25 protein-coding genes are annotated in these 23,655 nt (G+C 64.8%); 16 read left to right on the forward strand and 9 right to left on the reverse strand.

Features of this window, described 5'->3' with window-relative positions:
• Window positions 1–69: 69 nt before the first annotated feature.
• The gene (locus AB3G45_RS09760; RefSeq protein WP_367830361.1) at window positions 70–975 is read right to left on the reverse strand and encodes a LysR family transcriptional regulator; all 906 of its coding nucleotides are present in this window, start codon (window positions 973–975) and stop codon (window positions 70–72) included.
• A 561-nt stretch (window positions 976–1,536) separates the two neighbouring features.
• Between AB3G45_RS09760 and odc2 the strand changes: the two genes are divergently transcribed.
• The 3 genes from odc2 to AB3G45_RS09775 all read left to right on the forward strand — a co-directional run bounded on the left by odc2 (window position 1,537) and on the right by AB3G45_RS09775 (window position 3,991).
• Window positions 1,537–2,670, forward strand: coding sequence for an ornithine/lysine decarboxylase (gene odc2 / locus AB3G45_RS09765; RefSeq protein ID WP_367830362.1), 1,134 nt, complete (start codon window positions 1,537–1,539; stop codon window positions 2,668–2,670).
• A gap of 91 nt (window positions 2,671–2,761) precedes the next feature.
• A complete protein-coding gene (locus AB3G45_RS09770) occupies window positions 2,762–3,352 on the forward strand; it encodes a GNAT family N-acetyltransferase (RefSeq protein WP_367830363.1) in 591 nt (196 codons plus the stop codon).
• A gap of 192 nt (window positions 3,353–3,544) precedes the next feature.
• Window positions 3,545–3,991: a glyoxalase superfamily protein gene (locus tag AB3G45_RS09775; protein WP_367830364.1), complete on the forward strand. Its 447-nt coding sequence runs from the start codon at window positions 3,545–3,547 to the stop codon at window positions 3,989–3,991.
• A gap of 5 nt (window positions 3,992–3,996) precedes the next feature.
• Here AB3G45_RS09775 and AB3G45_RS09780 read toward each other — a convergent pair whose 3' ends face one another.
• Both AB3G45_RS09780 and AB3G45_RS09785 read right to left on the reverse strand, forming a co-directional pair.
• Window positions 3,997–4,797, reverse strand: coding sequence for an outer membrane beta-barrel protein (locus tag AB3G45_RS09780; RefSeq protein ID WP_367830365.1), 801 nt, complete (start codon window positions 4,795–4,797; stop codon window positions 3,997–3,999).
• Window positions 4,782–5,162 carry a hypothetical protein gene (locus tag AB3G45_RS09785; protein ID WP_367830366.1) on the reverse strand — a complete coding sequence of 127 codons (381 nt, stop codon included), beginning with the start codon at window positions 5,160–5,162 and terminating at the stop codon, window positions 4,782–4,784. The genes AB3G45_RS09780 and AB3G45_RS09785 overlap by 16 nt, the downstream gene beginning before the upstream one ends.
• Window positions 5,163–5,411: 249 nt before the next feature.
• On the opposite strand from AB3G45_RS09785, the gene AB3G45_RS09790 reads away from it, so the two are divergent.
• Window positions 5,412–5,702 (forward strand): hypothetical protein, encoded by a 291-nt coding sequence (locus tag AB3G45_RS09790; RefSeq protein ID WP_367830367.1) that lies wholly within the window; start codon window positions 5,412–5,414, stop codon window positions 5,700–5,702.
• Between the two features lie 96 nt (window positions 5,703–5,798).
• On the opposite strand, the gene AB3G45_RS09795 is transcribed toward AB3G45_RS09790, so the two are convergent.
• From AB3G45_RS09795 to AB3G45_RS09805, 3 genes are all read right to left on the reverse strand, one after another.
• Window positions 5,799–6,788 carry a WD40 repeat domain-containing protein gene (locus AB3G45_RS09795; RefSeq protein WP_367830368.1) on the reverse strand — a complete coding sequence of 330 codons (990 nt, stop codon included), beginning with the start codon at window positions 6,786–6,788 and terminating at the stop codon, window positions 5,799–5,801.
• Between the two features lie 58 nt (window positions 6,789–6,846).
• Window positions 6,847–7,953: a GTP-binding protein gene (locus AB3G45_RS09800; RefSeq protein ID WP_367830369.1), complete on the reverse strand. Its 1,107-nt coding sequence runs from the start codon at window positions 7,951–7,953 to the stop codon at window positions 6,847–6,849.
• 123 nt (window positions 7,954–8,076) lie between these two features.
• Complete coding sequence (locus AB3G45_RS09805) at window positions 8,077–8,868, reverse strand: creatininase family protein (RefSeq protein ID WP_367830370.1); 792 nt, start codon at window positions 8,866–8,868, stop codon at window positions 8,077–8,079.
• 104 nt (window positions 8,869–8,972) lie between these two features.
• Here AB3G45_RS09805 and AB3G45_RS09810 point away from each other — a divergent pair, with 104 nt between their 5' ends.
• The 4 genes from AB3G45_RS09810 to AB3G45_RS09825 all read left to right on the forward strand — a co-directional run bounded on the left by AB3G45_RS09810 (window position 8,973) and on the right by AB3G45_RS09825 (window position 12,074).
• A complete protein-coding gene (locus AB3G45_RS09810) occupies window positions 8,973–9,500 on the forward strand; it encodes a MarR family winged helix-turn-helix transcriptional regulator (RefSeq protein WP_367830371.1) in 528 nt (175 codons plus the stop codon).
• Window positions 9,501–9,558: 58 nt separating this feature from the next.
• The gene (locus AB3G45_RS09815) at window positions 9,559–10,587 is read left to right on the forward strand and encodes a LacI family DNA-binding transcriptional regulator (protein WP_367830372.1); all 1,029 of its coding nucleotides are present in this window, start codon (window positions 9,559–9,561) and stop codon (window positions 10,585–10,587) included.
• A gap of 25 nt (window positions 10,588–10,612) precedes the next feature.
• Window positions 10,613–11,602 (forward strand): 2-hydroxyacid dehydrogenase, encoded by a 990-nt coding sequence (locus AB3G45_RS09820; RefSeq protein WP_367830373.1) that lies wholly within the window; start codon window positions 10,613–10,615, stop codon window positions 11,600–11,602.
• 61 nt (window positions 11,603–11,663) lie between these two features.
• The gene (locus AB3G45_RS09825) at window positions 11,664–12,074 is read left to right on the forward strand and encodes a hypothetical protein (RefSeq protein WP_367830374.1); all 411 of its coding nucleotides are present in this window, start codon (window positions 11,664–11,666) and stop codon (window positions 12,072–12,074) included.
• Window positions 12,075–12,078: 4 nt separating this feature from the next.
• Here AB3G45_RS09825 and AB3G45_RS09830 read toward each other — a convergent pair whose 3' ends face one another.
• Window positions 12,079–12,858 (reverse strand): gamma-glutamyl-gamma-aminobutyrate hydrolase family protein, encoded by a 780-nt coding sequence (locus AB3G45_RS09830; protein WP_367830375.1) that lies wholly within the window; start codon window positions 12,856–12,858, stop codon window positions 12,079–12,081.
• A gap of 450 nt (window positions 12,859–13,308) precedes the next feature.
• Here AB3G45_RS09830 and AB3G45_RS09835 point away from each other — a divergent pair, with 450 nt between their 5' ends.
• The 6 genes from AB3G45_RS09835 (at window position 13,309) to AB3G45_RS09860 (ending at window position 20,094) form a co-directional block, all read left to right on the forward strand.
• Window positions 13,309–15,621, forward strand: coding sequence for a putative bifunctional diguanylate cyclase/phosphodiesterase (locus AB3G45_RS09835; RefSeq protein WP_367830376.1), 2,313 nt, complete (start codon window positions 13,309–13,311; stop codon window positions 15,619–15,621).
• Between the two features lie 182 nt (window positions 15,622–15,803).
• Window positions 15,804–16,577 (forward strand): hypothetical protein, encoded by a 774-nt coding sequence (locus AB3G45_RS09840; RefSeq protein WP_367830377.1) that lies wholly within the window; start codon window positions 15,804–15,806, stop codon window positions 16,575–16,577.
• A gap of 230 nt (window positions 16,578–16,807) precedes the next feature.
• The gene (locus AB3G45_RS09845) at window positions 16,808–17,032 is read left to right on the forward strand and encodes an aa3-type cytochrome c oxidase subunit IV (protein ID WP_367830378.1); all 225 of its coding nucleotides are present in this window, start codon (window positions 16,808–16,810) and stop codon (window positions 17,030–17,032) included.
• An 86-nt stretch (window positions 17,033–17,118) separates the two neighbouring features.
• Window positions 17,119–18,273: a Re/Si-specific NAD(P)(+) transhydrogenase subunit alpha gene (locus AB3G45_RS09850; RefSeq protein ID WP_367830379.1), complete on the forward strand. Its 1,155-nt coding sequence runs from the start codon at window positions 17,119–17,121 to the stop codon at window positions 18,271–18,273.
• Window positions 18,273–18,683 carry an NAD(P) transhydrogenase subunit alpha gene (locus tag AB3G45_RS09855; RefSeq protein WP_023515780.1) on the forward strand — a complete coding sequence of 137 codons (411 nt, stop codon included), beginning with the start codon at window positions 18,273–18,275 and terminating at the stop codon, window positions 18,681–18,683. The genes AB3G45_RS09850 and AB3G45_RS09855 overlap by 1 nt, the downstream gene beginning before the upstream one ends.
• Window positions 18,684–18,693: 10 nt before the next feature.
• Window positions 18,694–20,094, forward strand: a complete 1,401-nt coding sequence (locus AB3G45_RS09860) for an NAD(P)(+) transhydrogenase (Re/Si-specific) subunit beta (RefSeq protein ID WP_367830380.1) — start codon at window positions 18,694–18,696, stop codon at window positions 20,092–20,094.
• 175 nt (window positions 20,095–20,269) lie between these two features.
• Here the strand turns inward: AB3G45_RS09860 and AB3G45_RS09865 are convergent, their stop codons facing one another.
• Both AB3G45_RS09865 and rpsU read right to left on the reverse strand, forming a co-directional pair.
• On the reverse strand, window positions 20,270–21,097 hold the full coding sequence (locus tag AB3G45_RS09865) for a tetratricopeptide repeat protein (protein ID WP_367833549.1): 828 nt from the start codon (window positions 21,095–21,097) through the stop codon (window positions 20,270–20,272).
• A 291-nt stretch (window positions 21,098–21,388) separates the two neighbouring features.
• A complete protein-coding gene (gene rpsU / locus AB3G45_RS09870) occupies window positions 21,389–21,616 on the reverse strand; it encodes a 30S ribosomal protein S21 (RefSeq protein ID WP_024270893.1) in 228 nt (75 codons plus the stop codon).
• 380 nt (window positions 21,617–21,996) lie between these two features.
• Between rpsU and AB3G45_RS09875 the strand changes: the two genes are divergently transcribed.
• Window positions 21,997–23,250 carry a sarcosine oxidase subunit beta family protein gene (locus AB3G45_RS09875; protein WP_367830381.1) on the forward strand — a complete coding sequence of 418 codons (1,254 nt, stop codon included), beginning with the start codon at window positions 21,997–21,999 and terminating at the stop codon, window positions 23,248–23,250.
• A complete protein-coding gene (locus AB3G45_RS09880; protein WP_367830382.1) occupies window positions 23,250–23,648 on the forward strand; it encodes a hypothetical protein in 399 nt (132 codons plus the stop codon). Before AB3G45_RS09875 ends, AB3G45_RS09880 begins: the two co-directional genes overlap by 1 nt.
• Window positions 23,649–23,655: the final 7 nt, after the last annotated feature.

A 23,655-nucleotide genomic window follows, 5' to 3' on the forward strand; every position in this document is an offset into this window, starting at 1 on the left:
GGCAGCGTTCAGGATCGACCGGCTGAATGTAATGCAAATGGGTCGGAATTGGGACCTTGCCGCGGTGCCCTATGCCTCTATGCCGGGATTGCGGCGGAACCAGCCGTGCAGGAAATCGACGAAGGCGCGCACCTTCGCCGGCAGATAGCGGCGGTGCGGGTAGATCGCGTAGATGCCGCGGTCGGTTGGAAGATAATCCTCCAGGATCGAGACGATCTTGCCGCTGTCGAGGCAATGGCGGGCAATGAAGGCCGGCACCTGCGCGACGCCGAGGCCGCTTGCCGCCGCGCGCACCGCCGCCGTCGGGCTGTTCACCTCGATATGGCCGCTGACGGGCACCGAAAAGCCGCTGCCCTTCTCGTCGACGAAGCGCCAGTTGCTGTGCGACTTGCCGTTGGTGTCGATGATGCAGGGCAGGCGTGCGAGGTCGCTCGGGTGGTTAATCGGGCCGACCCGCTCCAGGAACTCCGCGCTCACGCAGATCTTCAGGTAGAAATCGCCGAGCTTGCGCGCGATGAGGGCCGAATCCTCCAGGCGCGTGATGCGCACGGCGACGTCGAAGCCCTCTTCGACGAGATCGACGAAGCGGTCGTCCGAGACGATTTCCAGGGAAAGTTCCGGATGTTCCTTGCCGAAGTCGATGAGCGACTGGCCGATATCGGCGTCGACGAAGGTGCGCGGGGCGGAGACCTTCAATTTGCCGCGCAGGTCCGTGTTCTTCTCGCGCACCAGATCGGCGAGGTTGTCGATCTCCTTCAGGATGTCGGAGGCGGTGCGGTAATAGGTATGGCCGGCCTCGGTCATCGAGAACTGGCGGGTCGTGCGGTTCAGGAGAAGCGTTCCGAGCTCGTCTTCCAGCTCGCGCACATATTTCGACAGGAGCGCCTTGGACCGGCCGGTCTTGCGGGAGGCGGCGGAAAAGCCCTCGGCATCGATGACGTCGATGAAGGCCCGGATTCGGGTCAGTGTGTCCATGTGTCCCCACGCGGCTGCGGCCAGAACGAAAGGCCGGTGCGTTTCATCATTCTCTGGAAAGCCAGTCCGGCGAATGTCGTGGCTGGCAGAATATTTTCAATAGCATTCCGCAAAAAACCTCTTGATTACGACAGCGATTCTTCTTATCTCCCCCTTGCCCAAAGTCGCACGTGCCTGTGGGTGTCCGCCGACCCTCGATTTGGTGAGGAAATCGGTAAGGTACCTGGAATTAACCCCTCCAGTCGTTTCTCCGGCCAACCGGAAGAGCGAGGACATCTTGAAGCAACGACGGTGCGGGCCTTTCTGGTGTCTTCCGGCTTTCCATCAGCCGGGATTACTGAAGAGGCACACCTTCATTGCCGGACGTGCGGTCGGGTTCTCCCGCCAATCCATGGCAGACAAAGCCGAATTGAAGCCTAGGCGGGCTTCGGTTCACCGTTCGCGCATGATGCGCATGCTTGGTTCCGGGGTCTCCACCGGCTGGTTCCAGAGCGTGCTTGCATTCTGCCCTTTGTCCTCTGGGATTGTTCCCGGAGCAACCTGGATATGGGGAATACCGACATGGCCTCTGCACGCATTATCGACTTCCTGAACACCCGACGTCCCGACGGCCCGTGCCTCGTGGTCGACCTCGATGTCGTGCGCGACAATTTCAGGGCGTTCCGCCACGCGCTGCCCGACAGCGCCATCTACTATGCCGTCAAGGCCAATCCGGCGCCGGAAGTGCTGCGCCTGCTCGCCTCCATGGGCTCCAACTTCGATTGCGCGTCCGTCGCCGAAATCGAAATGGCGCTCGATGCCGGTGCGACCGCCTCGCGCATCTCCTTCGGCAACACGATCAAGAAGGAGCGCGACGTCGCCAAGGCCCATGCGCTCGGCGTCTCGCTCTTCGCCGTGGACAGCCATGAGGAAGTCGAGAAGATCTCCCGTGCCGCGCCCGGCGCCCGTGTGTTCTGCCGCGTGCTGACGGATGGCGAGGGCGCCGAATGGCCGCTGTCGCGCAAGTTCGGCTGCGTGCCGCAGATGGCCGTCGACGTGCTCGTCTACGCCCACCAGCTCGGCCTGACGTCCTATGGCGTCTCGTTCCATGTCGGCTCGCAGATGACTAAGCTCGACGCCTGGGATTCGGCGCTCGCCGATGCCAAGCGCGTCTTCGTGCAGCTTGCCAAGCAGGGCATCGAGCTGAAGATGGTCAACATGGGCGGCGGCTTCCCGACGAAGTACCTGCGCGACGTTCCGTCTGCCGAAGCCTATGGCCAGGCGATCTTCGGTGCGCTGAAGAAGCACTTCGGCAACCAGATCCCGGAAACCATCATCGAGCCGGGCCGCGGCATGGTCGGTAATGCGGGCGTCATCAAGGCGGAGGTCGTTCTCGTCTCGAAGAAGTCGGACAACGACAACCACCGCTGGGTCTTCCTCGACATCGGCAAGTTCGGCGGCCTTGCCGAAACCATGGACGAGGCGATCCGCTACCCGATCCGGACCGCCCGCGATCAGGACGCGATGGAGCCCTGCGTGCTCGCCGGCCCGACCTGCGATTCGGCCGACGTGATGTACGAGAAGAACATGTATCCGCTGCCGATCACCCTTTCGATCGGCGACGAGGTTCTGATCGAGGGCACCGGCGCCTACACGACGACCTATTCGGCCGTCGCCTTCAACGGCTTCGAGCCGCTCAAGGCCTACGTCATCTGACCACCCGGCGCTCCCGTCCCTGCGGGAGCGCCACCGCCACAATTCGTTCCGGATACCGTTTGAATCGGTTTTGAGCACGGGAGGCCCGGAGATGGCCACTGTTCTTGATTCTGTCCGCGCGTTCTTCGCGCATGCCGCCTTCACCATCGACCAGGAAAATGCCGGCGACGTCGTGGCGCGCGAGCGCCTGCTCGACCGCGTCATGGGCGAGGCCCGCTTTCGCAAGTCGTCGGAAAAGATCCGCCGCGGCCGCGTGCCGGCCGAAGGCCTCGCACTCGTCGCCCGCGATGCGGACGGCCATGTCGTGGGCACCGTGCGCCTGTGGAATGTCGAGGCGGGCGTCGATTCCGACGGCAATGCCGTGCCGGCCCTGCTGCTCGGCCCGCTCGCCGTCGATTGCGACCACGAAGGTAGGGGCATCGGCGGCGCGCTGATGCGTGCGGCGATCACCGAGGCGCAGGGCCGCGGCCACGGCGCGGTGCTGCTGGTCGGCGATCCGGAATATTATGAGCGCTTCGGCTTCTTCACTGAGCCGGCGCAGCACCTCGTCATGCCCGGCCCGTTCGAGCGCCGCCGCTTCCTCGGGCTGGAATTGAAGGACGGCTGGCTCAACGGCGCCGCCGGCGTGCTCGTCGCAAGCGGCCGCCGCCGGGTGGGAACGGAGCTGCGCAGGGCGGCCTGAGACGGGCCGGATTTGACAGACGGCCGGCAAGGCCTTATGTGCGGAGGCAGGGTGAGAGCCCCTGCCGTCCGCGAGCGCAAGCTTTGGTGAAGTCTCTCTTACAGGACAATCGGTCTTCCAGCATCAGGCATGCGAACCGGTGGCAATGCGGGCTCCCTCCGAAAAGACGCATGCGCCCACTGGAGATCCGACATGCGTCCATCGTCGACGCCTCTTCCATCGCTCGACGCCCTGAAGGACCAGGCAAAGCGGCTTCGTGCCCGCTTCTGCGACGGCGGCCAGGCCGTTTCTCATTCCCGTGCCCTCGAACTCATCGCCGCCCAATACGGCTTTCGCGACTGGAACACGCTGCATGCGGTCGTCGGCAACCGGCCGCCGTTCAATCCGTGGATGCTCGGCGCGCGCGTGCGCGGCCACTATCTCGGCCAGCCCTTCGATGCCGAGGTGCGGGGCGTGCAGGCGCTGGCGGGCGAGCCCCGCCGCTACCGCATGGTGCTGCATTTCGACGAGCCGGTCGACGTGGTGACCTTCGACAGCTTTTCCGCCTTCCGCCAGCGTGTGCATTGCACCGTCGACGAGACCGGCAGAACGGCGGAGAAGACGTCGAACGGCCGCCCGCATCTCGAACTGGAATGGTGAGGCCCTCAGAACGAGCCGGCAAACCGAACAGCAAGGCCGTCGACCTTAAAGTCGGCGGCCTTGTCGTTTTCGCGGCGCACGAGACGGCTGTATTCCAAAGCCACTGTCGCGCCCTTGGGCAATGTATAGGCCAGCGTGGCGGCGAGCGATTTCGTGCGGGTGCGGTAGTCGTAGTAGAGCCAGTCGCTCTGGGCCTGCTCATAGGCGAGGGTGACCTTCAGCTTCTCCGTCAGCGCCTTTTCCAGCGAGAGGCCGACGGTGCGCACGTCCTCGCCGAGCGGATCGTCGATATCGGCAAGCTGGATGTCGCGCGCAAGTTTCGCCTTCAGCACGGTGCCGCGCGGCAATTGCCAGGCCACCTCGCCCTTGAGGAAGGGGCGAGCGCGCTCCACGGTCGTGCCGAGATAGGCGCTGGCGATGCCGACGACGCCAGCCTCGGCCATCAGGATGATGCCGTTGGCGTAGGCCCGGCCATAGGCGAGCGAGCCGCGCAGCGTTTCGGCCGGAAAGCGCCCGAACGTCCTGCGCTCGTCATCGCCGATGCGGCTTGCCCTGTATTGCAGCGTCGCGCCGGCCTCGCCGCCGAGCAGTGGGCGGATATGGCCGCCGGCGACGTCGAGCAGCCCGTAGCCGGCTTCGAGCTGCGTCGGGTTCAGGTCGGCAAGGGTGAAATGCGCCTTGCCCCGATCGAGTTTCGAGACGGTCGCGGTCAGGTGGCTGCGGCCGCCCCAATGGTCGACCGTCACGCCGGCGCTCGCCGACGCGAAGACGTCGTCCTTGCGATAGCCGATCAACGCGCCGGGCAAGGCGAGAAACAGGTCGCCGTTGCGCCGACGCTGGATGCGCCCTTCAGCGTCAATTTCACCGCCCTGCCGAGATCACGGGTGTAGCCAAGCTCCAGCCCGGCCGTGCGCTGGTCGGCGAAACGATATTTCGCAACGCGCCGGGCGCTCGCGCTCAGCGCATAGGCTAACTGGGAGTCCTCCAGCGCCAGACTGCCGCGCAAGGCGAGCTTTGCCTCGCTGAAAGAGGCTGGAAGGTCGCTTGCATCCTGAAAAATATTCGAACTCCAGTCGGTGCCGATCTTGTAATCGAAGGTTGAATCGGCGTTTGCCGGGTTGTGCCAGGCCAGCATCGACGCCGCGCAAAGGAGGCCGCCAAGGAAGCGCATCGGATTCTGCTCCTGTCCGTTTCTGGAACAGAATCCTAAAGTTGCATGGTTAAAAATTCTCTCAAAGGTTGATATTAAACCGGATATGGCAATTTATACTATCTATAAGTGCTATTGGTTGGAAACTGTTAAACTTGTCTACGTTATGGTTAACTATTTGCTACGACTAGGGAATCCGGTTGAGTTAATCGATGCTTATATTACCTTCGATTGTGCATCAGCAAGGTGCGCAACCGAAGGAGAGAGAGCATGAACAAGACCCGTATCATCGCTATCGCAACCGTCCTCGCAATCGCCGGTGCCGGCCAGGCCTCGGCTGGCGGCCTGCTCGGCGGCCTCGGCATCCTGAACAACAACAGGACGGGCGGCGTCGTGGTCGCCCCGAGTGTCGGCGTCGGGGTCGGCAACATCCTCAGCGACAATCACGGCAACAATGTACTGAACGGCGTGCTCAACGGCACCCTGTCGGGCATCCTCAACGGCAACACGCTGGGGATACTCGGCGGTAGCGACTGCGGCTGCAAGAAGCGCAAGCACTGACCGCATCCATCCCCGCCCGTGCGGTCCGTGGGCCCGGAAGAGCATCGCTCTCCCGGGTCTTCCCGCTTTCAGGGGAGGCGGGCGACGATGCCGCTCCTATCCCGCAAGATCGATGACGCCGCAATCGCCGGCTTCGCTGGCGAAAGCCAGAAGCTTTCCGTTCCTGCTCCAGGCCATCGCGGTGATCGCGCCCTTGCCGGGGCGGCGCAGCAGCACCTCGCGGCTGTCGGCGAACCTTGCAGCCAGCACCATGCCGTCGGAATAGCCGATGGCGACGACCTCCTCGGCGGGATGGCAGGCGACGGATGTCACCATCACGTCGGCGCGCGTGCCCAGCTCCAGCGGCGGCTTGCCCATCGGCCCGTCCTTGGCGGAGAACGGCCAGACGATCGCCGCCGGCGCGCCGGAGGAGGCGAGCCATTTGCCCTTCACCGACCAGGAGAGCGACTTCACCTTGGCCGGATAGCCGGTCATGCGCATGTGGCGGGTATCGGCGCCGGGCTTGGTGTCGAGCTTCCAGCCGTGCAGGGCATTTTCCTGCATGCTGGTGACGACGAAGCGGCCGTCGGGCGAGAAGGTGATGCCGGTATGGGCGCCCTTCCATTCCAGGTCGACCGGCTGGCCGGCCATCGCCAACCAGTGCAGCGAGGCGCCGTTGTAGCGCGCCACGCCGATGCGCAGGCCCTTCGGCGCGAAGGCGATGCCTTCCACCGAGCGGCTTTCGGCAAATTCCTTGATCGTGCCGTCGGCGAGGCGCACGCGCGCCGTGCGGCCCTCCGCGAAGCCGACCGCGCCCTGCGGCCCGGCGGCGACGACGGAAATCCACTTGCGCGGCACCTCGGCAAGAAGCGTCGCGGTGCCGTCGGCGGCCACGCGCTGCACCTTGCCGTCCTCGCCGCCGGTGATCAGCGTGTCGTTCGCCTCGTCGCGAATGCAGGCGAGCAGCCCGTCATGCGCCTCCGTGACCTTCTGGCCATGATCGAGGCGATGGATCGCGCCGGAGGCGGCGGCGAAGAACGGCACGTCGCCGAGAAAGGCGGCCGCGACGACGTGGCCGTCGAGATCGAGAGGGGCGACGGTCGGCATCAGGTCTCGTCTCTCATGCGCAGGACGGTCTCAGGGCAGCGTTTCACATGTCCCGGCATCATGCCTGCTGCGCCTCGCAGGCCTTGAAGGTCCGCTCGATCTTCTCGCGGTCGAGGTCGCGGCCGATGAAGACGAGGCGGCTCTCGCGCTTCTCGCCGTCCTTCCAGGCGCGCTGGTGGTCGCCCTCGACGATCATGTGCACGCCCTGCACGACGTAGCGCTCGTCATCGCCGGCAAAGGCGATGATGCCCTTGAGGCGCAGGATGTTCGGGCCGTCCGTCTGGGTGATCTTCTGGATCCACGGGAAGAAGCGGTCCGGGTTCATCTCGCCGCCGCGCAGCGAGATCGACTGCACCGTGACGTCATGGATCGGCGAGACGTCGTGGTCGTGGTGGCCATGGTCATGATCGTGGTGGTGATGGTCGTGATCATGATGGTGGTGATCGTGGTCGTGATGATGATGGTCATGGCCGCAATCGGGGCCGCAGACATGGTCCGGGTGATCGTGGTCGAGGAAATGCGGATCGTTTTCCAGCGCCCGTTCCAGGTTGAACGCCCCCTGGTCGAGAACCTTGGAAAGGTCGATCTCGGAACGGGTGGTGCGGTGGATGCGGGCCGACGGGTTGATCACGCGTACCGTCGCCTCGATCCGTGCCAGCTCTTCCGGGCTGACGAGGTCGGTCTTGTTGATCAGCACGACGTCGGCGAAGGCGATCTGGTCCTCGGCCTCGCGGCTGTCCTTCAGGCGCAGCGGCAGGTGCTTGGCATCGACCAGCGCCACGACGGCGTCGAGTTCGGTCTTCTGGCGCACGTCGTCGTCCATGAAGAAGGTCTGGGCGACCGGTACAGGATCGGCAAGGCCCGTCGTCTCGACGATGATGGCGTCGAAGCGGCCGGGGCGGCGCATCAGGCCTTCCACCACGCGGATCAGGTCGCCGCGCACGGTGCAGCAGATGCAGCCGTTGTTCATCTCGTAGATTTCCTCGTCGGATTCGACGATGAGGTCGTTGTCGATGCCGATCTCGCCGAATTCGTTGACGATGACGGCGTATTTCTTGCCGTGGTTGTCGGTCAGGATGCGGTTGAGCAGCGTCGTCTTACCGGCGCCAAGATAGCCGGTGAGCACGGTGACGGGAATGGGCTTGGGAAGGGCTGTTTCGGTCATGGGAACCTCGAGCGATGGCGGGGACGCGTGCGGCGTCCGGTTGGCGTCTGATATAGGAGATCGGACCGGCCAGCGCAAATGCGATCCGGCTCTTGCTGTCATGCAAAACCGTCCGGCGCTTCTTCAGCGCAGCACCTCCACGTCGAAGGCCGCAACATCCTCCAGAAGGGCGACGAGACCGCTGATGGCGTGGGCGATCAGCGCTTCGCCCCGTTCCGCGGTGGCCGCCGCCGCGTTTCCGGCGACGCCCTTCGGGTTGAGGTCGGCCATCTTCCAGCCGAAGGCGTGCGGGCCATAGGCGCGCAGATGGGCAAAGCGCGCGGCGAACTCCGCCTGCCGCGAGCCGAAATGTTCCGCCCTGTCCATGCGGACGCGATCCGGATGGAGGGCGAGCATGACGGAGGTCTCGATATCGCCGCCGTGGATGTCGATCGCCTTGTTCTCGGGCGCGATCCAACCGTCCGGCTGGCCGAAACGGGTCCAGGCCGTCGCGACGACCAGCATGTTGAAGCGCACGCGGGCCTCGGTGGCGACGATCGCCATCAGCGGCGAATTGCCGCCATGTGCGTTCAAAAGGACGAGTTTGCGCACGCCCTTCTGATGCAGGTCCTCCGCAAGGCCCAGCCAGCGCTCCACCGCTTCCGCATAGCCGAGCGAACGCGTGCCCGGCACGTCGAGATGTTCCGGCGAATAGCCGACGGGCTCCGTGGGCAGGACGGTGACGGGCAGGTGCGCCGGCAGCACGACCATCAGCCGCGCGGATATCCCCTCGGCGATCAGCGTATCGGTCTCCAGCGGCAGGTGTGGGCCGTGGCCCTCATGGGCGCCGAGCGGCAGAACGGCGATCCACTCCGCGCGGTCCTTGGCTGGCAGAGCCGGGTCGTTCTCGCTCCATCGCAGCTTGGGATGCGTCATCGTCTGCCTCTGTCCCGTCTTGCCGCCCGACTGTCACATGAGTCATACAAGGCCATGCCCGCGATGCAAGGGTGATGCAGGGAACGGTAAGGCGGAGGCGATCGATGGGCAAGAAGCACAAGGACGGCAAGAAGGGCAAGAAGAAGAAGGGGCACGAAGACGTCTCCGGCGCAGGCCTTGCCGCCGCCGTCGTCAATGCGGCCCGCTCCATGCGCACCGTGCTGTCGCGCAACCTTCTCGCCACCGGCCTCTATGCGGGCCAGGACGGTGTGATCCTGGCGCTGGCGGAAGAGGGGGGCCTGACCGCCGGCGCGCTCGCCGCCCGGCTCGGCGTCAAGGCGCCGACCATGACGCGCACGATCGGACGCCTGGAGGCCCAAGGTTTCGTGGCGCGGCGGCCGGACGAGACGGACGGCCGGCTCACCGTCGTGCACCTCACCGAAGCTGGCGAGGCCTCCGTCGACCGCATCACCGAGGCGGCCCGGATCAGCGAGCAGCAGGCGGCGGAAGGCCTGAGCGAGAAGGACGTGCGCCAGTTGCTCAAGCTCTTGCGCGCCATGGACGAGAACCTGCACGGGGGCCTGGCGGATGCGCCGCGCGAGGTCGAAAAGGCAGTTGCCGACGAGATTTAAACTGTTTAAATAAACGGTTTTAAACGCCGCGTTGCTCGGCGTTCGTCGGGGAGGAGTCGTGGCACAGAAAATCAAGCTTTCCACCATCGCGGAAACGCTCGGTGTTTCCACGGCGACGGTATCGCTTGCGCTCAGGGACAGTCCGCTCGTCGCGGCCTCCACGCGTGAAAAGATCAAGGAACAGGCCCGCGCGCTCGGCTATATCTACAACCGCCGCGCCGCCAGCCTGCGCACCTCCCGCTCCGGCATCATCGGCGTCGTCGTGCACGACATCATGAACCCGTTCTATGCGGAAATCCTGAAGGCCATCGAGAGCGAGCTCGACCGCGACCGGCAGACCTTCATCCTCTCCAACCATTACGATTCGGTCGAAAAGCAGCGCAATTTCGTCGAGACGCTGCTGCAGCTCGGCGGCGACGGGGTCATCATGTCGCCGGCCATCGGTACGCCGCCGGAGGATATCCGGCTTGCCGAGGACAATGGCATGCCGGCGATCCTGATCGCCCGTTCGATCGACGGGCTGGACGTGCCGATCTTCCGCGGCGACGACAGCTACGGCATCTCGCTCGCCACCAACCACCTGATCGGCCTCGGCCACCGCACCATCGCCATGGTGGGCGGCACGGACCAGACGTCGACCGGCCGCGACCGCTACCAGGGCTATGTCAACGCGCTGCGCAAGGCCAATATCGAGGTCGATCCGTCCTTGCGCATTCCCGGCCCGCGCACCAAGCAGGGTGGCTTCGAGGCGGCGGTGCATTTCCTCTCGCTGCCGCAGAAGCCGACCGCGGCCGTCTGCTGGAACGATCTCGTGGCGATCGGTCTGATGAACGGCATCGCCCGCGCCGGCCTCGTGCCCGGCCGCGACGTCTCCGTCACCGGCTATGACGACCTGGAGGAGGCGGCGATCGCCACGCCCGCGCTCACCACCGTCTGGAACGGCCAGTCCGAGGTCGGGCGCAACGCCGCCCGCGCTTTGCTCGACAAGCTCTCGGGCAGCCACGAGCCTGACGGCATCCACCTCATCAAGCCGGAAATGCGCATCCGGCAATCCACCGGTCCGCTGAAGCCCCATCCGGAAGGCTGAGCACCAGGCAAAGGGAGATTCCGCCATGACGGCCAAGACACGTCTTCTCGTGCCCGGTACGATCCGCGAGCGCGTGCTCGACCGGTTGAAGGACGCCTTCGACGTGGTGCGCATCGAACGGTCCGACCCGACGCTGCTCGCCCGTTCCGAGGCGGCGAGCATTTCCGGCGTCGCCGTCTCCGGCGGGCTCGATGCGGCGATGATCGAGCACCTGCCGGCGCTGGAGATCATTTCGAGCTTCGGCGTCGGCTATGACGGCGTGGACGTGGCGGCCGCGGCCGCGCGCGGCATAACCGTAACCAACACGCCGGACGTGCTGAACGACGAGGTGGCCGACACGACGATCGGCCTGCTGCTCAACACGCTGCGCCGTTTCCCGCAGGCCGAGGCCTGGCTGCGCGAGGGGCGCTGGGTGCGCGAGGGCGCCTTCCCGCTGACGCCGCTCAGCCTGCGCGGCCGCAGGGCCGGCATCTACGGCCTCGGCCGCATCGGCATGGCGATCGCCGAGCGGCTGAAGGGTTTCGGCATCGAAATCGCCTATCACACGCGGCGCCCGCGGGCGGGCGTGCCCTTTGCCTACCATCCCTCGCTCGCCGAACTGGCGGAGGCGGTGGATATCCTGATCGCCATCGTGCCCAAGACGGCCGAGACGCACAAGACGATCGACGCGCACATCCTGCGCGCGCTGGGGCCGGACGGCGTGCTGATCAATGTCGGGCGCGGCTGGACGGTCGACGAGGATGCGCTTGCCGGAGCGCTGAAGGACGGCGTGATCGCGGCGGCGGGGCTCGACGTGTTCTATGACGAGCCGAATGTGCCGCAGGCGCTGCTCGACCTGCCGAACGTCTCGCTCCTGCCGCATGTCGCCTCGGCCTCGGTGGCGACGCGCGATGCCATGGCCGATCTCGTGGCGGACAATCTCCTCGCCTGGTTCGAGCGCGGCGCGGCCCTGACGCCGGTGTCCGAGACGCCCTTCACGCGAAAGGCAGGCCGCGGCCCGGAAAGCCTTCGTTAACCTTTCGGCAATTTCGCAGGCGCATGCTTTTCCGGTCGAGTCGATCGCGAAGGAGAGCCCCATGAAGACGCTGATGATCGCCGCTGCGGCCGGCGCGTTGTCGCTGGGCCTCTGGAGCCTCGCCGCGGGCCGGACAGGGCCGATCGATGCGGTGACGACGGGTTCCGTCCCCGCCTCGGCGGCGGCGAAGCACAGCTACACCATTTCCAACGTGGTTGCGAACACCGCCTGCCTTGCCGAGCGCGGCGAGCGCATTTCGAGCCGCAGCGAACGCTTCACCGCCGATGGCGACTGCGACGCGGTCTGGCCGCGCCTTTCGGCAGCGCGCACCTGGCTCGAGAACGGCGATGGAACGGTGATCGTCGCCGACGCGCAAGGCGAGGCCATCCTGACCGTCGTCGACGGCGACGGCCTTGCCTATGAGGCCGTGGAGCCCGCCGACGCCATGATCACGATGATTTCGGCCGATTGAGCGACTATTCTGCGGCGGTGCGGTGCGCGGCCGCCCCTTTGGCGGCGGCATAGTCGCGAACGGCTTCGCCGAAGGCGGCGAACAGCCTGTTCGACGGCTGGTCGGAGCCGACCCAGTATTCCGGATGCCACTGCACGCCGACCGCGAAGGCCTTGGCGCCGATGACGGAGACGGCCTCGATCGTGCCGTCCTCGGCGATGGCCTCGACGGCAAGGCGCGCCGCGATGTCGGAGATCGCCTGCCGGTGCAGCGAATTGACCTGCATCTCGCCGGCGCCGATGACGGCGGCAAGGCAGCTGCCTTCCTTGACACGAACCGTCTGGCGGATGCCGTAGGCGACGTCGAGCACGGGCGTGTCGGGCTTGCGGTGGTCCCACATGCCGGGCTGGTCCTGAATCTCGTTGGCGAGCGTGCCGCCGAGCACGACGTTCAGCTCCTGGATGCCGCGGCAGATGGCGAGCAGCGGAATGCCGCGCTCCAGCGCGCGGCTGATCAGCGGCAGGCTGGTGGCGTCGCGCGCTGTGTCATAGGGACCTTCCGCCTCGGTCGCTTCCCTGCCGTAGAGCGAGGGGTGCACATTGGTGCGCGAGCCGCTGACGAGGAGCCCGTCCACCCGGTCGAGAATGCCGTCGAAATCGTTGTCCGTCTCAAGCGCCGGCACAAGGAACACCGTGACGTCTGCACCCTTGACGGCGGCGCGCACATACTGGTTCGGGGTGGCCTGCCAGACGTTGCCCTCGATTTCCCTGATATCGGCGGGAATGGCGACGACGGGTTTCGACATGATGGGCTCCGGAAAAGAAATACCAATTGACGATTTGCTATCAAATCCGGCGGCAGTCAATTCCCCCATTTCGGCGAAATGACGACGGACCTGCCGTTTGCTGGCGGTAGGCGGCGCGCGGTCGCGCCGGCATCGATAGGTTTGTAGGCTTGCCGGCGACGCTCCGTTAACCAAGGGTCTGCAAACAGCGATTGCAGGTTGCTTTTTTTCGCTTTGCCGCAGCGTAATACTGTGTCGTGTCGGAGTCAGGAAATTACACAATTGATGTATGCCAGGTTGAGTTCTCTCCCGAAATCCGGCTTTATTACAATATTAGGTTGAATGCATCTTCCCCTGGTTGAACGAACGTGCAATATTGCCGGGCAATACCCTTGTTATTGGGTAATTTCCCGAAATCATTCATTAAATTTTGGCCGGTAACCCTCTCGTGTCATAGGGAGTGCCGAGTCCATGAAGGATAAGGGTCAAAACCTGCCGGCTGATGTCTACCTGTCGTTCGTCAGTTCGCTGTACGGGAACCGCCAGACCCTTTTCGTGGGCATGATTTCGCATGTCATCACATTCTCCTTCGTCTACGCCAAGACCGCCGATCCCTTCTTCCTGATCTGGAGTGGCCTCGTCGTCGCGATCTGGTCGCTGCGTGCCGTCGGCATGCGCCACTTCGACCGGGTGGACCATGCGGCGCTCGACATGGACGGCATCCGCTACTGGGAGAACTGGTACAATCTCGGCGCCGTCGGCACGACGCTGGCGCTCGGCACATCCTGCGGCTACAGCCTGCTCTTCAGCCGCGACAGCTTCGCCGAACTCGCCACGATCGCGGTGACGCTCGCCACCATGGTCTCCGTCGTCGGGCGCAATTGCGGCTCGAAACGGGCGGTCGACTACATGACCTTCTCGGCCTGCTTCCCCATGGTCGTCGGCTTCCTGGGCCTGCAGGACTTCTACCACGCGGTGCTCGCGGTGCTCATCCTGCCCTTCGTGATGACCACGCGCATGATGGCGAACGGGGTGCGCGAATTCCTCTACAAGAACGTGCTGGCGACGCGCGAGGTCTCCATCATCGCCGACCGGTTCGACACGGCGCTCAACAACATGCCGCACGGCCTGTTCATGCTGGATGCCGATCATCGCATCCTCGTCGCCAACCGCCGGGCCTGCGAACTCCTGCACCTCGGAAACCAGGAGCGGCTGAAGGACTGCCATCTCGACGTCGTCCTCAGGTTCGGCGTGCGCAACACCTTCCTCAATACCGAGCAGAGCCGGATGATCCTGCGCCAGCTCGACGAACTGCTGAAGGGCGAGCGCTCGCGCGCGCTGGTCCAGGTCACCGACGGGCTCTATCTGGAATTCACCGCCTCGCCGCGCGAGAACGGCGGCGCCGTGCTGATCTTCGAGGACGTGACCGGGCGCGTTCGGGCGGAAAAGAAGATCCTGCACATGGTGCGCTACGACAGCCTCACGGGCCTGCCGAACCGCACCTATTTCGCCGATCTCGTGCAGGAGGCGCTGGGCGAGCGCAAGAAACCCGGCACGGTCGGCTTCATGGTGCTCGACGTCGACGACTTCAAGCATGTCAACGACATGAAGGGCCACGTCACCGGCGATCGGCTGCTCTGCGCCATCGCCGAGCGCCTGCGCCGGCTTGCCGGCGACAAGGTGCTTGCCGGCCATCTGATGGGCGACGAATTCATCCTCTTCTTCCCCAACGAGACGAACCGCCGCGACCTCGAGACGCGCATGCGCCGCTTCCACGAGCAGTTGCGCGGCAATTACGACTTCGACGGCCTGACCTTCCTCGTCTCCTTCAGCGCCGGCGCGGTGATGGTGCCGAGCGACGATTTCCGGCTGGAGGAAATGCAGATCCGCGCCGACCTCGCGCTGTTCGAGACGAAGTCGCGCGCCAAGGGCAGCGTCACCGTCTTCGAGCAGGAGATGGACGCGCGCTACATGGACCGCCAGAAGCTGAAGGACGACCTGCGCGAGGCGCTCACCGGCAACACGCTGTCGGTCGCCTACCAGCCGATGTTCGTGCCGGACGGCACGCGCATCGAGTGCTGCGAGGCGCTGTCGCGCTGGACGCATGCCGAGCGCGGCCCGGTGCCGCCGAACGTCTTCATCCAGCTTGCCGAGGAGATGGGCATCGTCTCCGAGATCACGCGCTTCATGATCATGCGCGCCTGCGCCGACTGCGCGGGCTGGCCGGCGCATATGGGCGTTTCGGTGAACCTCTCCGTGCAGGACCTGCGCGGCACCGGCATCATCGACCTCGTCGCCGAGGCGCTGGAGGCGGCGGGGCTTGCGCCGCACCGGCTGCATCTGGAAGTCACCGAGAGCTGCCTCATGGAAGAGCCGGTCAAGGTACAGGCGATCCTGCAGGAGCTGCGTGCCCGCGGCATCACCATCGCCATCGACGATTTCGGCACCGGCTATTCCAGCCTCAGCTATCTCGACCAGCTGCCGCTCGACGTCATCAAGATCGACCGTTCCTTCGTTCGCAATATCGGCGAGGACCCGCGTCGCTTCAAGCTGCTGCGCGGCACGGTCAACCTCTCCCGCGAACTCGGTCTGCGCATCGTCATCGAGGGCGTGGAAACGCGCGAGCAGCTTGCGCTCATCAACAAGCACCAGTGCGCCGATCTCGTGCAGGGCTATGTCTTCGCCGCACCCATGTCGCCCGATGCGCTGCGCGATCTCTACGAGACGCTTGCCCGCAAATCCGGCGGTTCCTCCTCCGGCCGCCGCGGCCGCCGCGTCGCCTGATCCTTCCCGCCGCCTTCTTCCGTGACGCATGAAGCCGGTGCGTTGCATCAGCGTCTTCAAAATTAGCGTTAACCATATATTAAGGTTAATAAATGGTATTTTACACAAATTGTCTTATATCGGCGATTGTAAGAGTGGCAGCGCGGTGGCTGCCGGCGTTTTTCAATCGGGGTACGGGGACAATGGCCAGCGTAGAGACGGCGACCAACCGCTTTTCGGACAAGCTTCTGGCACTGCTCGACAGGATCGAGTATCGCCGCGTGGAGACGGGCGAGGACATGGAAGACGTCGCCCGCATCCGCTACAAGGCCTACAAGGCCGGCGCGGTCATGCATCTCGACGAGCAGGCGGTCCTCATCGACGAGGTCGATTTCGACAGCCACGCCTACGTCTTCGGCATCTACTACGAGGAGCGGCTCATCTCGACGGTGCGCCTGCACCATGTGACGCCCGAGCACCGCGTTACCTCGTCGGGAAAGGTGTTTCCCGACGAGATCAACGCCTTCCTCGATGCCGGCATGTCGCTCATCGACCCGGTGCGCCTCGCCGCCGATCCGGAGATCTGGAGCGAGATGCCGGCGATCCCGTATCTGACGCTGCGCATCGCCACCATGGCGACGGACTATTTCCAGACCGATCGCTGCGTGCAGATGGTCAAGCCCGCCCATTCGGCCTTCTACAAGCGCGTCTTCGACGCCGATTTCGTCGCCTCGCCGAAAAGCAACCAGGGCAAGTTCATCATCGACCTGATGCTGCTGGCGACCAACGTCAAGGAGACGCTGCCCTCGCTCTACAAGCGTTTCCCGTTCTTCAAGTCGGAGCCCTACGAGCGCCGCATGATGTTCGCCCGCGGCGACGACCTGCCGTTCAGCCCGCTGACCGTGCGCCCGACCGCGCGTAGGGCCCATTTCGGCGGCGAACGCATCCAGTTTTCCGGGAATGCCTTCGCCGGGTGAAGCGCCTGCGCCGAGATGTCGCATGCCGGGCCGGTTTCGCGCGAAACCGGCTCGTTCCGTTTCGGAAACGAGAAAGGTCGAAACGCTCTGCCCGGCTTGCCGTTGCGCTTTGCCGATCCATTGTGTATGGCCAGAAAGACGCGTGTCTTCACGCTTGAGGGATTCTGTTTCCTGCGCCTGCCGGGTGGCTTTTTCCGCCAGCGGGTGCGGTGCTTAGGAGAAGGTAGACTATGGCTGAACATCATTCCGGACCGGTCGAGACGGGCGCTGCGATGGATTACCCGGAGCACGAGAAGACCTACGACTTCTTCGTCGCCGGCGCCAAATACGGCACGCTGTTCTGCGTCGCGCTGCTGATCGCCATGGCTGCAGGCTTCTTCACCAGCGCCGGTTTCTTCTCGAGCGTCCTGCTCCTGATCATTCTCAACGTCGTCGGCTACTTCCTGCTGCGTTGACCTGAAAAGCCGCATTCGCGGTTTGTCGCACGGCGCCATCCGGCGCCGTGACCCAACACGGCCAGTCTCGGGGGGAGGACCACGGTTTGAGTCAGTGTGTTTTTGTAGCACGGGAAAGTGATCCGGCGGAGGGCCGCGTCGCGGGTTCCGTCGAAACAGTCAGGAAAATGAAGGGCCTGGGGCTCGATGTGCTGGTGGAGGCCGGTGCCGGCCTTGCCTCGCGCATCCCGGACGGCGACTACGAGGCCGCCGGTGCGCGCATCGTCGGGCCGCAGGAGGCCAGGACGGCGGATGTCGTCCTCAAGGTACGCCGGCCGACCTCGGCCGAGATCGCGACCTACAAGTCCGGCGCCATCGTCATCGCCACGATGGATCCCTACGGCAACGAGACGGCCATCGCCGAGATGGCCGGTGCCGGTCTCACCGCCTTTGCCATGGAACTGATGCCGCGCATCACCCGTGCCCAGTCGATGGATATCCTGTCCTCGCAGGCGAACCTCGCCGGCTATCAGGCCGTCATCGACGCCGCCCATGAATACGATCGCGCCATGCCGATGATGATGACCGCTGCCGGCACCGTGCCGGCCGCCAAGGTCTTCGTCATGGGCGCCGGCGTCGCCGGCCTGCAGGCCATCGCCACGGCCCGCCGCCTCGGCGCGGCCGTCTCGGCGACGGACGTGCGTCCGGCCGCCAAGGAACAGGTCGCCTCGCTCGGCGCGAAGTTCATTGCCGTCGAGGACGACGAGTTCAAGGCCGCCGAGACCGCCGGCGGCTATGCCAAGGAAATGTCCAAGGAATACCAGGCGAAACAGGCGGCGCTCGTCGCCGAGCATATCGCCAAGCAGGACATCGTCATCACGACGGCCCTCATCCCCGGCCGCCCCGCGCCGCGGCTCGTCACGCGCCAGATGCTGGCGGCCATGCGTACCGGCTCCATCGCCGTCGACCTCGCGGTCGAGCGCGGCGGCAATATCGAAGGCGCGGAGCCCGGCGGGATCGCCGAGGTCGAGGGCGTCAAGGTCATCGGCTATCTCAACGTGCCCGGCCGCATCGCGGCCTCCGCCTCGGCGCTCTACGCCAAGAACCTGCTGACCTTCCTGGAGACCATGGTCGACAAGGAGACGAAGTCGGTCTCGGTCAATGTCGAGGACGAACTGGTCAAGGCGACGATGCTGACGAATGGCGGCGCCGTTGTGCATCCGAACTTCGGCGGCTCGGTTCAGCAAGGGGAGGGCAAGTGATGGCGAACGAGCTTCTGGACAAGGCGATCACCGACCTGGAACGCGCCGTGGAGGCCGTTCGCGCCGCCTCCGAATATGTGCCGGATGCGGCCGCTGCCGCAGCCCACGGCGTTTCCGGCGGTGCGATCGATCCCTTCGTCTTCCGCCTCGCGATCTTCGTTTTGTCGATCTTCGTCGGCTATTATGTCGTCTGGTCGGTGACGCCGGCGCTGCACACGCCGCTGATGGCCGTCACCAACGCGATCTCCTCGGTCATCGTCGTTGGTGCGCTCTTGGCCGTCGGCATCTCGCTCTCGGGGGTGGCGACCGGCTTCGGCTTCGTCGCGCTCATCCTCGCCTCCGTCAACATCTTCGGCGGCTTCCTCGTCACCCAGCGCATGCTGGCGATGTACAAGAAAAAAGAGAAGTGAGGCCGGCCCGATGAACGCTAACTTTGCAGCCTTCCTCTACCTCGTTTCCGGGGTTCTCTTCATCATGGCCCTGCGCGGCCTGTCGCATCCGACGACCAGCCGCCGCGGCAACATGCTGGGGATGATCGGCATGGGCATCGCCATCGGCACGACGCTGCTTCTGGCGACGCCGTCCTTCGGCGGCCTCGTGCTCATCGTGCTCGGCCTTGCCGTCGGCGGCGGCGCGGGGGCCTGGATCGCCCGCTCGATCCCGATGACCTCGATGCCGCAGCTCGTGGCCGGCTTCCACTCGCTTGTCGGCCTTGCCGCCGTGCTGGTGGCCGCCGCCGCGCTCTATTCGCCTGTCTCCTTCGGCATTGGCCAGGTGGGAGAAATCCACGGCCAGGCGCTCGTCGAGATGGCGCTCGGCGCCGCCATCGGCGCGATCACCTTCACCGGCTCGATCATCGCCTTCCTGAAGCTCGATGGGCGCATGTCCGGCAAGCCGATCATGCTGCCCTACCGGCATGTCATCAACATCGTGCTGCTGGCCGCGATCGTCTTCTTCATCGTCGGCCTGACGCTGTCGGAAAGCCATATGGACTTCTGGCTGATCGTCGTCCTGGCGCTGGCGCTCGGCGTGCTGCTCATTGTGCCGATCGGCGGCGCGGACATGCCCGTCGTCGTCTCCATGCTCAATTCCTATTCGGGTTGGGCGGCGGCCGGCATCGGCTTCACGCTCGGCAACCTCGCGCTCATCATCACCGGCGCGCTGGTCGGCTCCTCGGGTGCCATCCTCTCTTACATCATGTGCAAGGGCATGAACCGCTCGTTCATCTCGGTCATCCTCGGCGGCTTCGGCGGCGACAGCGGCGCGGCAGCGGCGGACGACGGCGTGCAGCGCACGGTCAAGCAGGGTTCCGCCGACGATGCGGCCTTCCTCATGGCGAACGCCTCCAAGGTCATCATCGTGCCGGGCTACGGCATGGCGGTGGCGCAGGCGCAGCATGCGGTGCGCGAGCTTGCCGATGCGCTGAAGAAGAACGGCGTCGAGGTGAAATACGCGATCCATCCGGTCGCCGGCCGCATGCCGGGCCACATGAACGTGCTGCTCGCCGAGGCGAACGTGCCCTATGACGAAGTGTTCGAGCTTGAAGATATCAACTCGGAATTCGCCCAGGCCGACGTCGCCTATGTCATCGGCGCGAACGACGTGACGAACCCGGCCGCGCGCGACGACAAGTCCTCGCCGATCTACGGCATGCCGATCCTCGACGTCGACAAGGCCAAGACTTGCCTCTTTGTCAAGCGCTCGCTCGGCTCCGGCTATGCCGGCATCGACAACACGCTGTTCTACAAGGACGGCACGATGATGCTGCTCGGCGACGCCAAGAAGATGACCGACGACATCGTCAAGGCGATGAATCACTAGAGTTTGTCAGGGAAAAGTGGGAACCGGTTTTCCCGAGGAGATAAACGAAAACAAAAAACCTCCAGTCTGTCAGGTTCATTCTGAACCAGACAGACTCTAAAGGGTTTGCCGGCCGGAACGAAAAAAAGCCCGCGAGACGATCGCGGGCTTTTTGCTGGGAATGTTTCCCTGTCTGTCAGGCGGGCTTTGCGGCGCTTGCCGCGCCGCGGGTGCGGGCGAGGCCGTCCTTGGCCGGCTTGTAGTTCGGGTCGAGCCTGAGGGCGTGCGAATAGGACTTGGCGGCGCGGGCCATCTCGCCGCGGCGCTCATAGATCAGTGCCTGGTTCGCCCAGCTCTCGGCGAGCTTGCCGTCGAGGTTGATCGCCGTGTTGAAGTCCTGGAACGCGTTGTCGTCGTCGCCCTGCGCGGCATAGGAGATGCCGCGGCCGTTATAGGGCTCGGCCGAGTTCGGCGAGAGCGAGATGGCCTTCGAGAAATCCTCGATCGCCTTGTCGTGCTGGCGACGGGCCTGGAAGATCAGGCCGCGATTGTGATAGGCGCGCGGATCGGTCGTGTCGAGCTGGATGGCGCGGTTGAAGTCGCGGAACGCCTCGTCGAGACGGCCGGCCTGGCGATAGAGATTGCCGCGGCCGATATAGGCGACGTCATAGTTCGGGTTGAGCTGCAGCGCCGTGTTGTAGTCGCTCGCCGCCTGCGCCTGGTCGCCCTGGCTGCGCTCCACGAGCGCGCGGTTGGCATAGGCCTGGTAGAAGCGCGGGTTGAGCTCGATGGCGCGATTGAAGTCGTCGATGGCGCGACGATGCTGGCCGGCGCGGCCATAGGCGGAACCGCGCACGTTATAGCCCGCCGGATCCTGCGGATTGGCGGCGATGACGGCCGAGAGCGAGGAGATGTTCTCTTCGGAGCCCTGGGCGCGCTCGACCTTCAGCACATCCGTCGACGTCGCGGTCGACTGGCAGCCGGCCAGGAGGAGGGCGACGGCGGTGGCGGCGACGGCGGCCATCAGGGGGCGGCGCAGACGGGCAGCCGAGGGGGTGAAGCGGTCGGTCGGGAACCCGTTAATTGCAGCCATGTCCAAGTGCGAATCCTCAAAGTGGGCTTCTGCCGCGCCTCATGCGCGACGAATACGCTATGCGCGAAAGCAATTCCGGCAAAGATGCGTGGCGATAGCGCCGCAATTGCACGGGAAATCTTTCACTTCCGTGAAAAACCGTCCGCTCACGTCAAAAAAGGCGGCGGCGAAATGTTCGCCCCCGCCCGGTCTTGCATCCGAAAACGTCGAAAAGACGGCCGATCAACGGGCGCCGGGACGACCGCCGATGAGGCCTTCGCGCTGGGCGCGCTTGCGGGCCAGCTTGCGGACGCGACGGACGGCTTCGGCTTTTTCACGCGCACGCTTCTGCGACGGCTTTTCGTAAAAGTCGCGCATCTTCATTTCACGGAAAATGCCTTCGCGCTGCATCTTCTTCTTTAGAGCGCGGAGAGCCTGATCAACGTTGTTGTCGCGGACAAGTACCTGCACGAGAATCCCGTTCCTTTGTTTGTTGGGCGCCCGGCGACCTATGGCTCGTCAGGCAAATAAAAGACGTTCGCGCAGCCCGGAAGGCTGACGATTGGCGCGTCGGATACCAGATGACTGCGCAGAAGTCCAGCCTGAAGCGCCGGAAGGTCGAGGATATTTGCACGCGGCCTGGGGAAAGCGTGGGTATCGCCGCCGTGCCGGGCGGCCGATGGTCCGGCGCGCGCGAAGGGCTTGGCAAGAATCGCGGGCACCGCTCATGTCGCATGTGGTACAAGGTACGCCTGAATGCGTCGCAAAGAATACGGCGCGGAGCATCAGGATTTGCTTTCTATCGGGGCAGGAAACAAGCCGGCCCGCCGGCGGGATTTTGAGGACACGGGATGCGCAAATATTCGGTTTTCGCCGTCGCCCGCGAGGCGATGCGCGGCCACAAGGGGTGGGAGGCGCAATGGACCTCGCCCGAGCCGCGCAAGGACTATGACGTGATCATCGTCGGCGGGGGCGGCCATGGCCTGGGCGCGGCCTATTACCTTGCCAAGGAACACGGCATCACCAATGTCGCGGTGATCGAGAAGGGCTGGCTCGGCGGCGGCAATACCGGCCGCAACACGACCATCATCCGCTCGAACTATCTCTACGACGAGAGCATGGACATCTACGAGCACTCGCTGAAGCTCTGGGAAGGGCTGAGCCAGGATCTCAACTACAATGTCATGTACTCGCCGCGCGGCGTGATGATGCTGTCGCACAACGTCCACGACAAGCAGTCCTTCCAGCGCCACGTCCATGCCAACCGGCTCTACGGCATCGACAACGAATGGCTGACGCCGCAGCAGGCGAAGGATTTCGTGCCGGTCCTCGACATCTCCGCGACCGGCCGCTACCCGATCAACGGCGCCGCCCTCCAGCGCCGCGGCGGCACCGCCCGCCACGACGCCGTCGCCTGGGGCTATGCCCGCGCGGCCTCCGACCGCGGCGTGCATGTCATCCAGAACTGCGAGGTCAAGGGCATCCGCCGCGGGCCCGACGGCGCGGTGACGGGTGTCGAGACCTCCCGGGGTTTCATCGGCGCCAAGAAGGTCGCGGTCTCGGCCTCCGGCCACAACTCGGTCATCATGGCGATGGCCGACGTGAAGCTGCCGCTGCATTCCGTGCCGCTCCAGGCGCTGGTCTCCGAGCCGATGAAGCCGATCTTCCCCTGCGTGGTCATGTCCAACTCGGTGCATGCCTATATCTCGCAGTCGGACAAGGGCGAACTCGTCATCGGCGCGGGCACGGACCAGTACAATTCCTATTCCCAGACCGGCGGCCTGCAGATCATCACCCATACGCTCGACGCGATCTGCGAACTCTTCCCGATGTTCCGCCGCGTCAAGATGATGCGCCAGTGGGGCGGCATCACCGACAACACGCCGGACCGTTCGGCAATCCAGGGCGTGACGCCGGTGAAGAACCTTTTCGTCAATTGCGGCTGGGGCACCGGCGGCTTCAAGGCGACGCCGGGTTCGGCGCATCTCTTCGCGCATCTCATCGCGAAGGGCGAGCCGCACAAGCTGGCGTCCGGCCTGACGCTGGACCGCTTCCGCACCGGCCGCCTCATCGACGAGGCGGCGGCGGCGGCCGTGGCCCACTGATGAACGGCGCGCTCGTCGCCGGATTGCTGATGACGGCGGGCGCCGTTCCGGCTGGAGACATCTTCCCCGAGGCCGGGGATTTCCGTTTCCAGAAGATCCATAGGGCGGCGGGCGAGGCGGAATGGCCCTTCTCGGCCAAGGGCGGGATGCTGGGGTGCACGAAAGTGCTCGGCAATCGGGCGGTCTATTTCATTCCCGATGAGACCGACATGAGCCGCGCCTTCAACCTCGACATGAACGTCTTTGCGATGAGCATCGTCAATCTGGGAATGAACGACATTCTGGCCCCTTACGACACTGTCGAGCAGCTCGTGCACCGGATTGCTCCCTTCGTCACCATGGGCCAGAGACTTTGCGACCAGGACCCGGGCACGTTCGTGACGGGACCAGAGCTTTAAACAGGTA

The organism is Shinella sp. S4-D37 (assembly GCF_040812195.1).
In the GTDB taxonomy this organism is placed as follows: Bacteria; Pseudomonadota; Alphaproteobacteria; order Rhizobiales; family Rhizobiaceae; genus Shinella.

Excerpts from the sequence above, each read along its gene's own strand:
- AB3G45_RS09820 (WP_367830373.1), top strand. The coding sequence starts at position 10,613 with ATGACGGCCAAGACACGTCTTCTCGTGCCCGGTACGATCCGCGAGCGC.
- AB3G45_RS09830 (WP_367830375.1), bottom strand. The coding sequence starts at position 12,858 with ATGTCGAAACCCGTCGTCGCCATTCCCGCCGATATCAGGGAAATCGAG.
- AB3G45_RS09840 (WP_367830377.1), top strand. The coding sequence starts at position 15,804 with ATGGCCAGCGTAGAGACGGCGACCAACCGCTTTTCGGACAAGCTTCTG.
- AB3G45_RS09880 (WP_367830382.1), top strand. The coding sequence starts at position 23,250 with ATGAACGGCGCGCTCGTCGCCGGATTGCTGATGACGGCGGGCGCCGTT.
- AB3G45_RS09805 (WP_367830370.1), bottom strand. The coding sequence starts at position 8,868 with ATGACGCATCCCAAGCTGCGATGGAGCGAGAACGACCCGGCTCTGCCA.
- AB3G45_RS09860 (WP_367830380.1), top strand. The coding sequence starts at position 18,694 with ATGAACGCTAACTTTGCAGCCTTCCTCTACCTCGTTTCCGGGGTTCTC.
- AB3G45_RS09790 (WP_367830367.1), top strand. The coding sequence starts at position 5,412 with ATGAACAAGACCCGTATCATCGCTATCGCAACCGTCCTCGCAATCGCC.
- AB3G45_RS09875 (WP_367830381.1), top strand. The coding sequence starts at position 21,997 with ATGCGCAAATATTCGGTTTTCGCCGTCGCCCGCGAGGCGATGCGCGGC.
- AB3G45_RS09795 (WP_367830368.1), bottom strand. The coding sequence starts at position 6,788 with ATGCCGACCGTCGCCCCTCTCGATCTCGACGGCCACGTCGTCGCGGCC.
- AB3G45_RS09845 (WP_367830378.1), top strand. The coding sequence starts at position 16,808 with ATGGCTGAACATCATTCCGGACCGGTCGAGACGGGCGCTGCGATGGAT.
- AB3G45_RS09800 (WP_367830369.1), bottom strand. The coding sequence starts at position 7,953 with ATGACCGAAACAGCCCTTCCCAAGCCCATTCCCGTCACCGTGCTCACC.
- AB3G45_RS09785 (WP_367830366.1), bottom strand. The coding sequence starts at position 5,162 with ATGCGCTTCCTTGGCGGCCTCCTTTGCGCGGCGTCGATGCTGGCCTGG.
- odc2 (WP_367830362.1), top strand. The coding sequence starts at position 1,537 with ATGGCCTCTGCACGCATTATCGACTTCCTGAACACCCGACGTCCCGAC.
- AB3G45_RS09825 (WP_367830374.1), top strand. The coding sequence starts at position 11,664 with ATGAAGACGCTGATGATCGCCGCTGCGGCCGGCGCGTTGTCGCTGGGC.
- AB3G45_RS09775 (WP_367830364.1), top strand. The coding sequence starts at position 3,545 with ATGCGTCCATCGTCGACGCCTCTTCCATCGCTCGACGCCCTGAAGGAC.
- AB3G45_RS09810 (WP_367830371.1), top strand. The coding sequence starts at position 8,973 with ATGGGCAAGAAGCACAAGGACGGCAAGAAGGGCAAGAAGAAGAAGGGG.
- AB3G45_RS09835 (WP_367830376.1), top strand. The coding sequence starts at position 13,309 with ATGAAGGATAAGGGTCAAAACCTGCCGGCTGATGTCTACCTGTCGTTC.
- AB3G45_RS09760 (WP_367830361.1), bottom strand. The coding sequence starts at position 975 with ATGGACACACTGACCCGAATCCGGGCCTTCATCGACGTCATCGATGCC.
- AB3G45_RS09865 (WP_367833549.1), bottom strand. The coding sequence starts at position 21,097 with ATGGCCGCCGTCGCCGCCACCGCCGTCGCCCTCCTCCTGGCCGGCTGC.
- AB3G45_RS09855 (WP_023515780.1), top strand. The coding sequence starts at position 18,273 with ATGGCGAACGAGCTTCTGGACAAGGCGATCACCGACCTGGAACGCGCC.
- AB3G45_RS09770 (WP_367830363.1), top strand. The coding sequence starts at position 2,762 with ATGGCCACTGTTCTTGATTCTGTCCGCGCGTTCTTCGCGCATGCCGCC.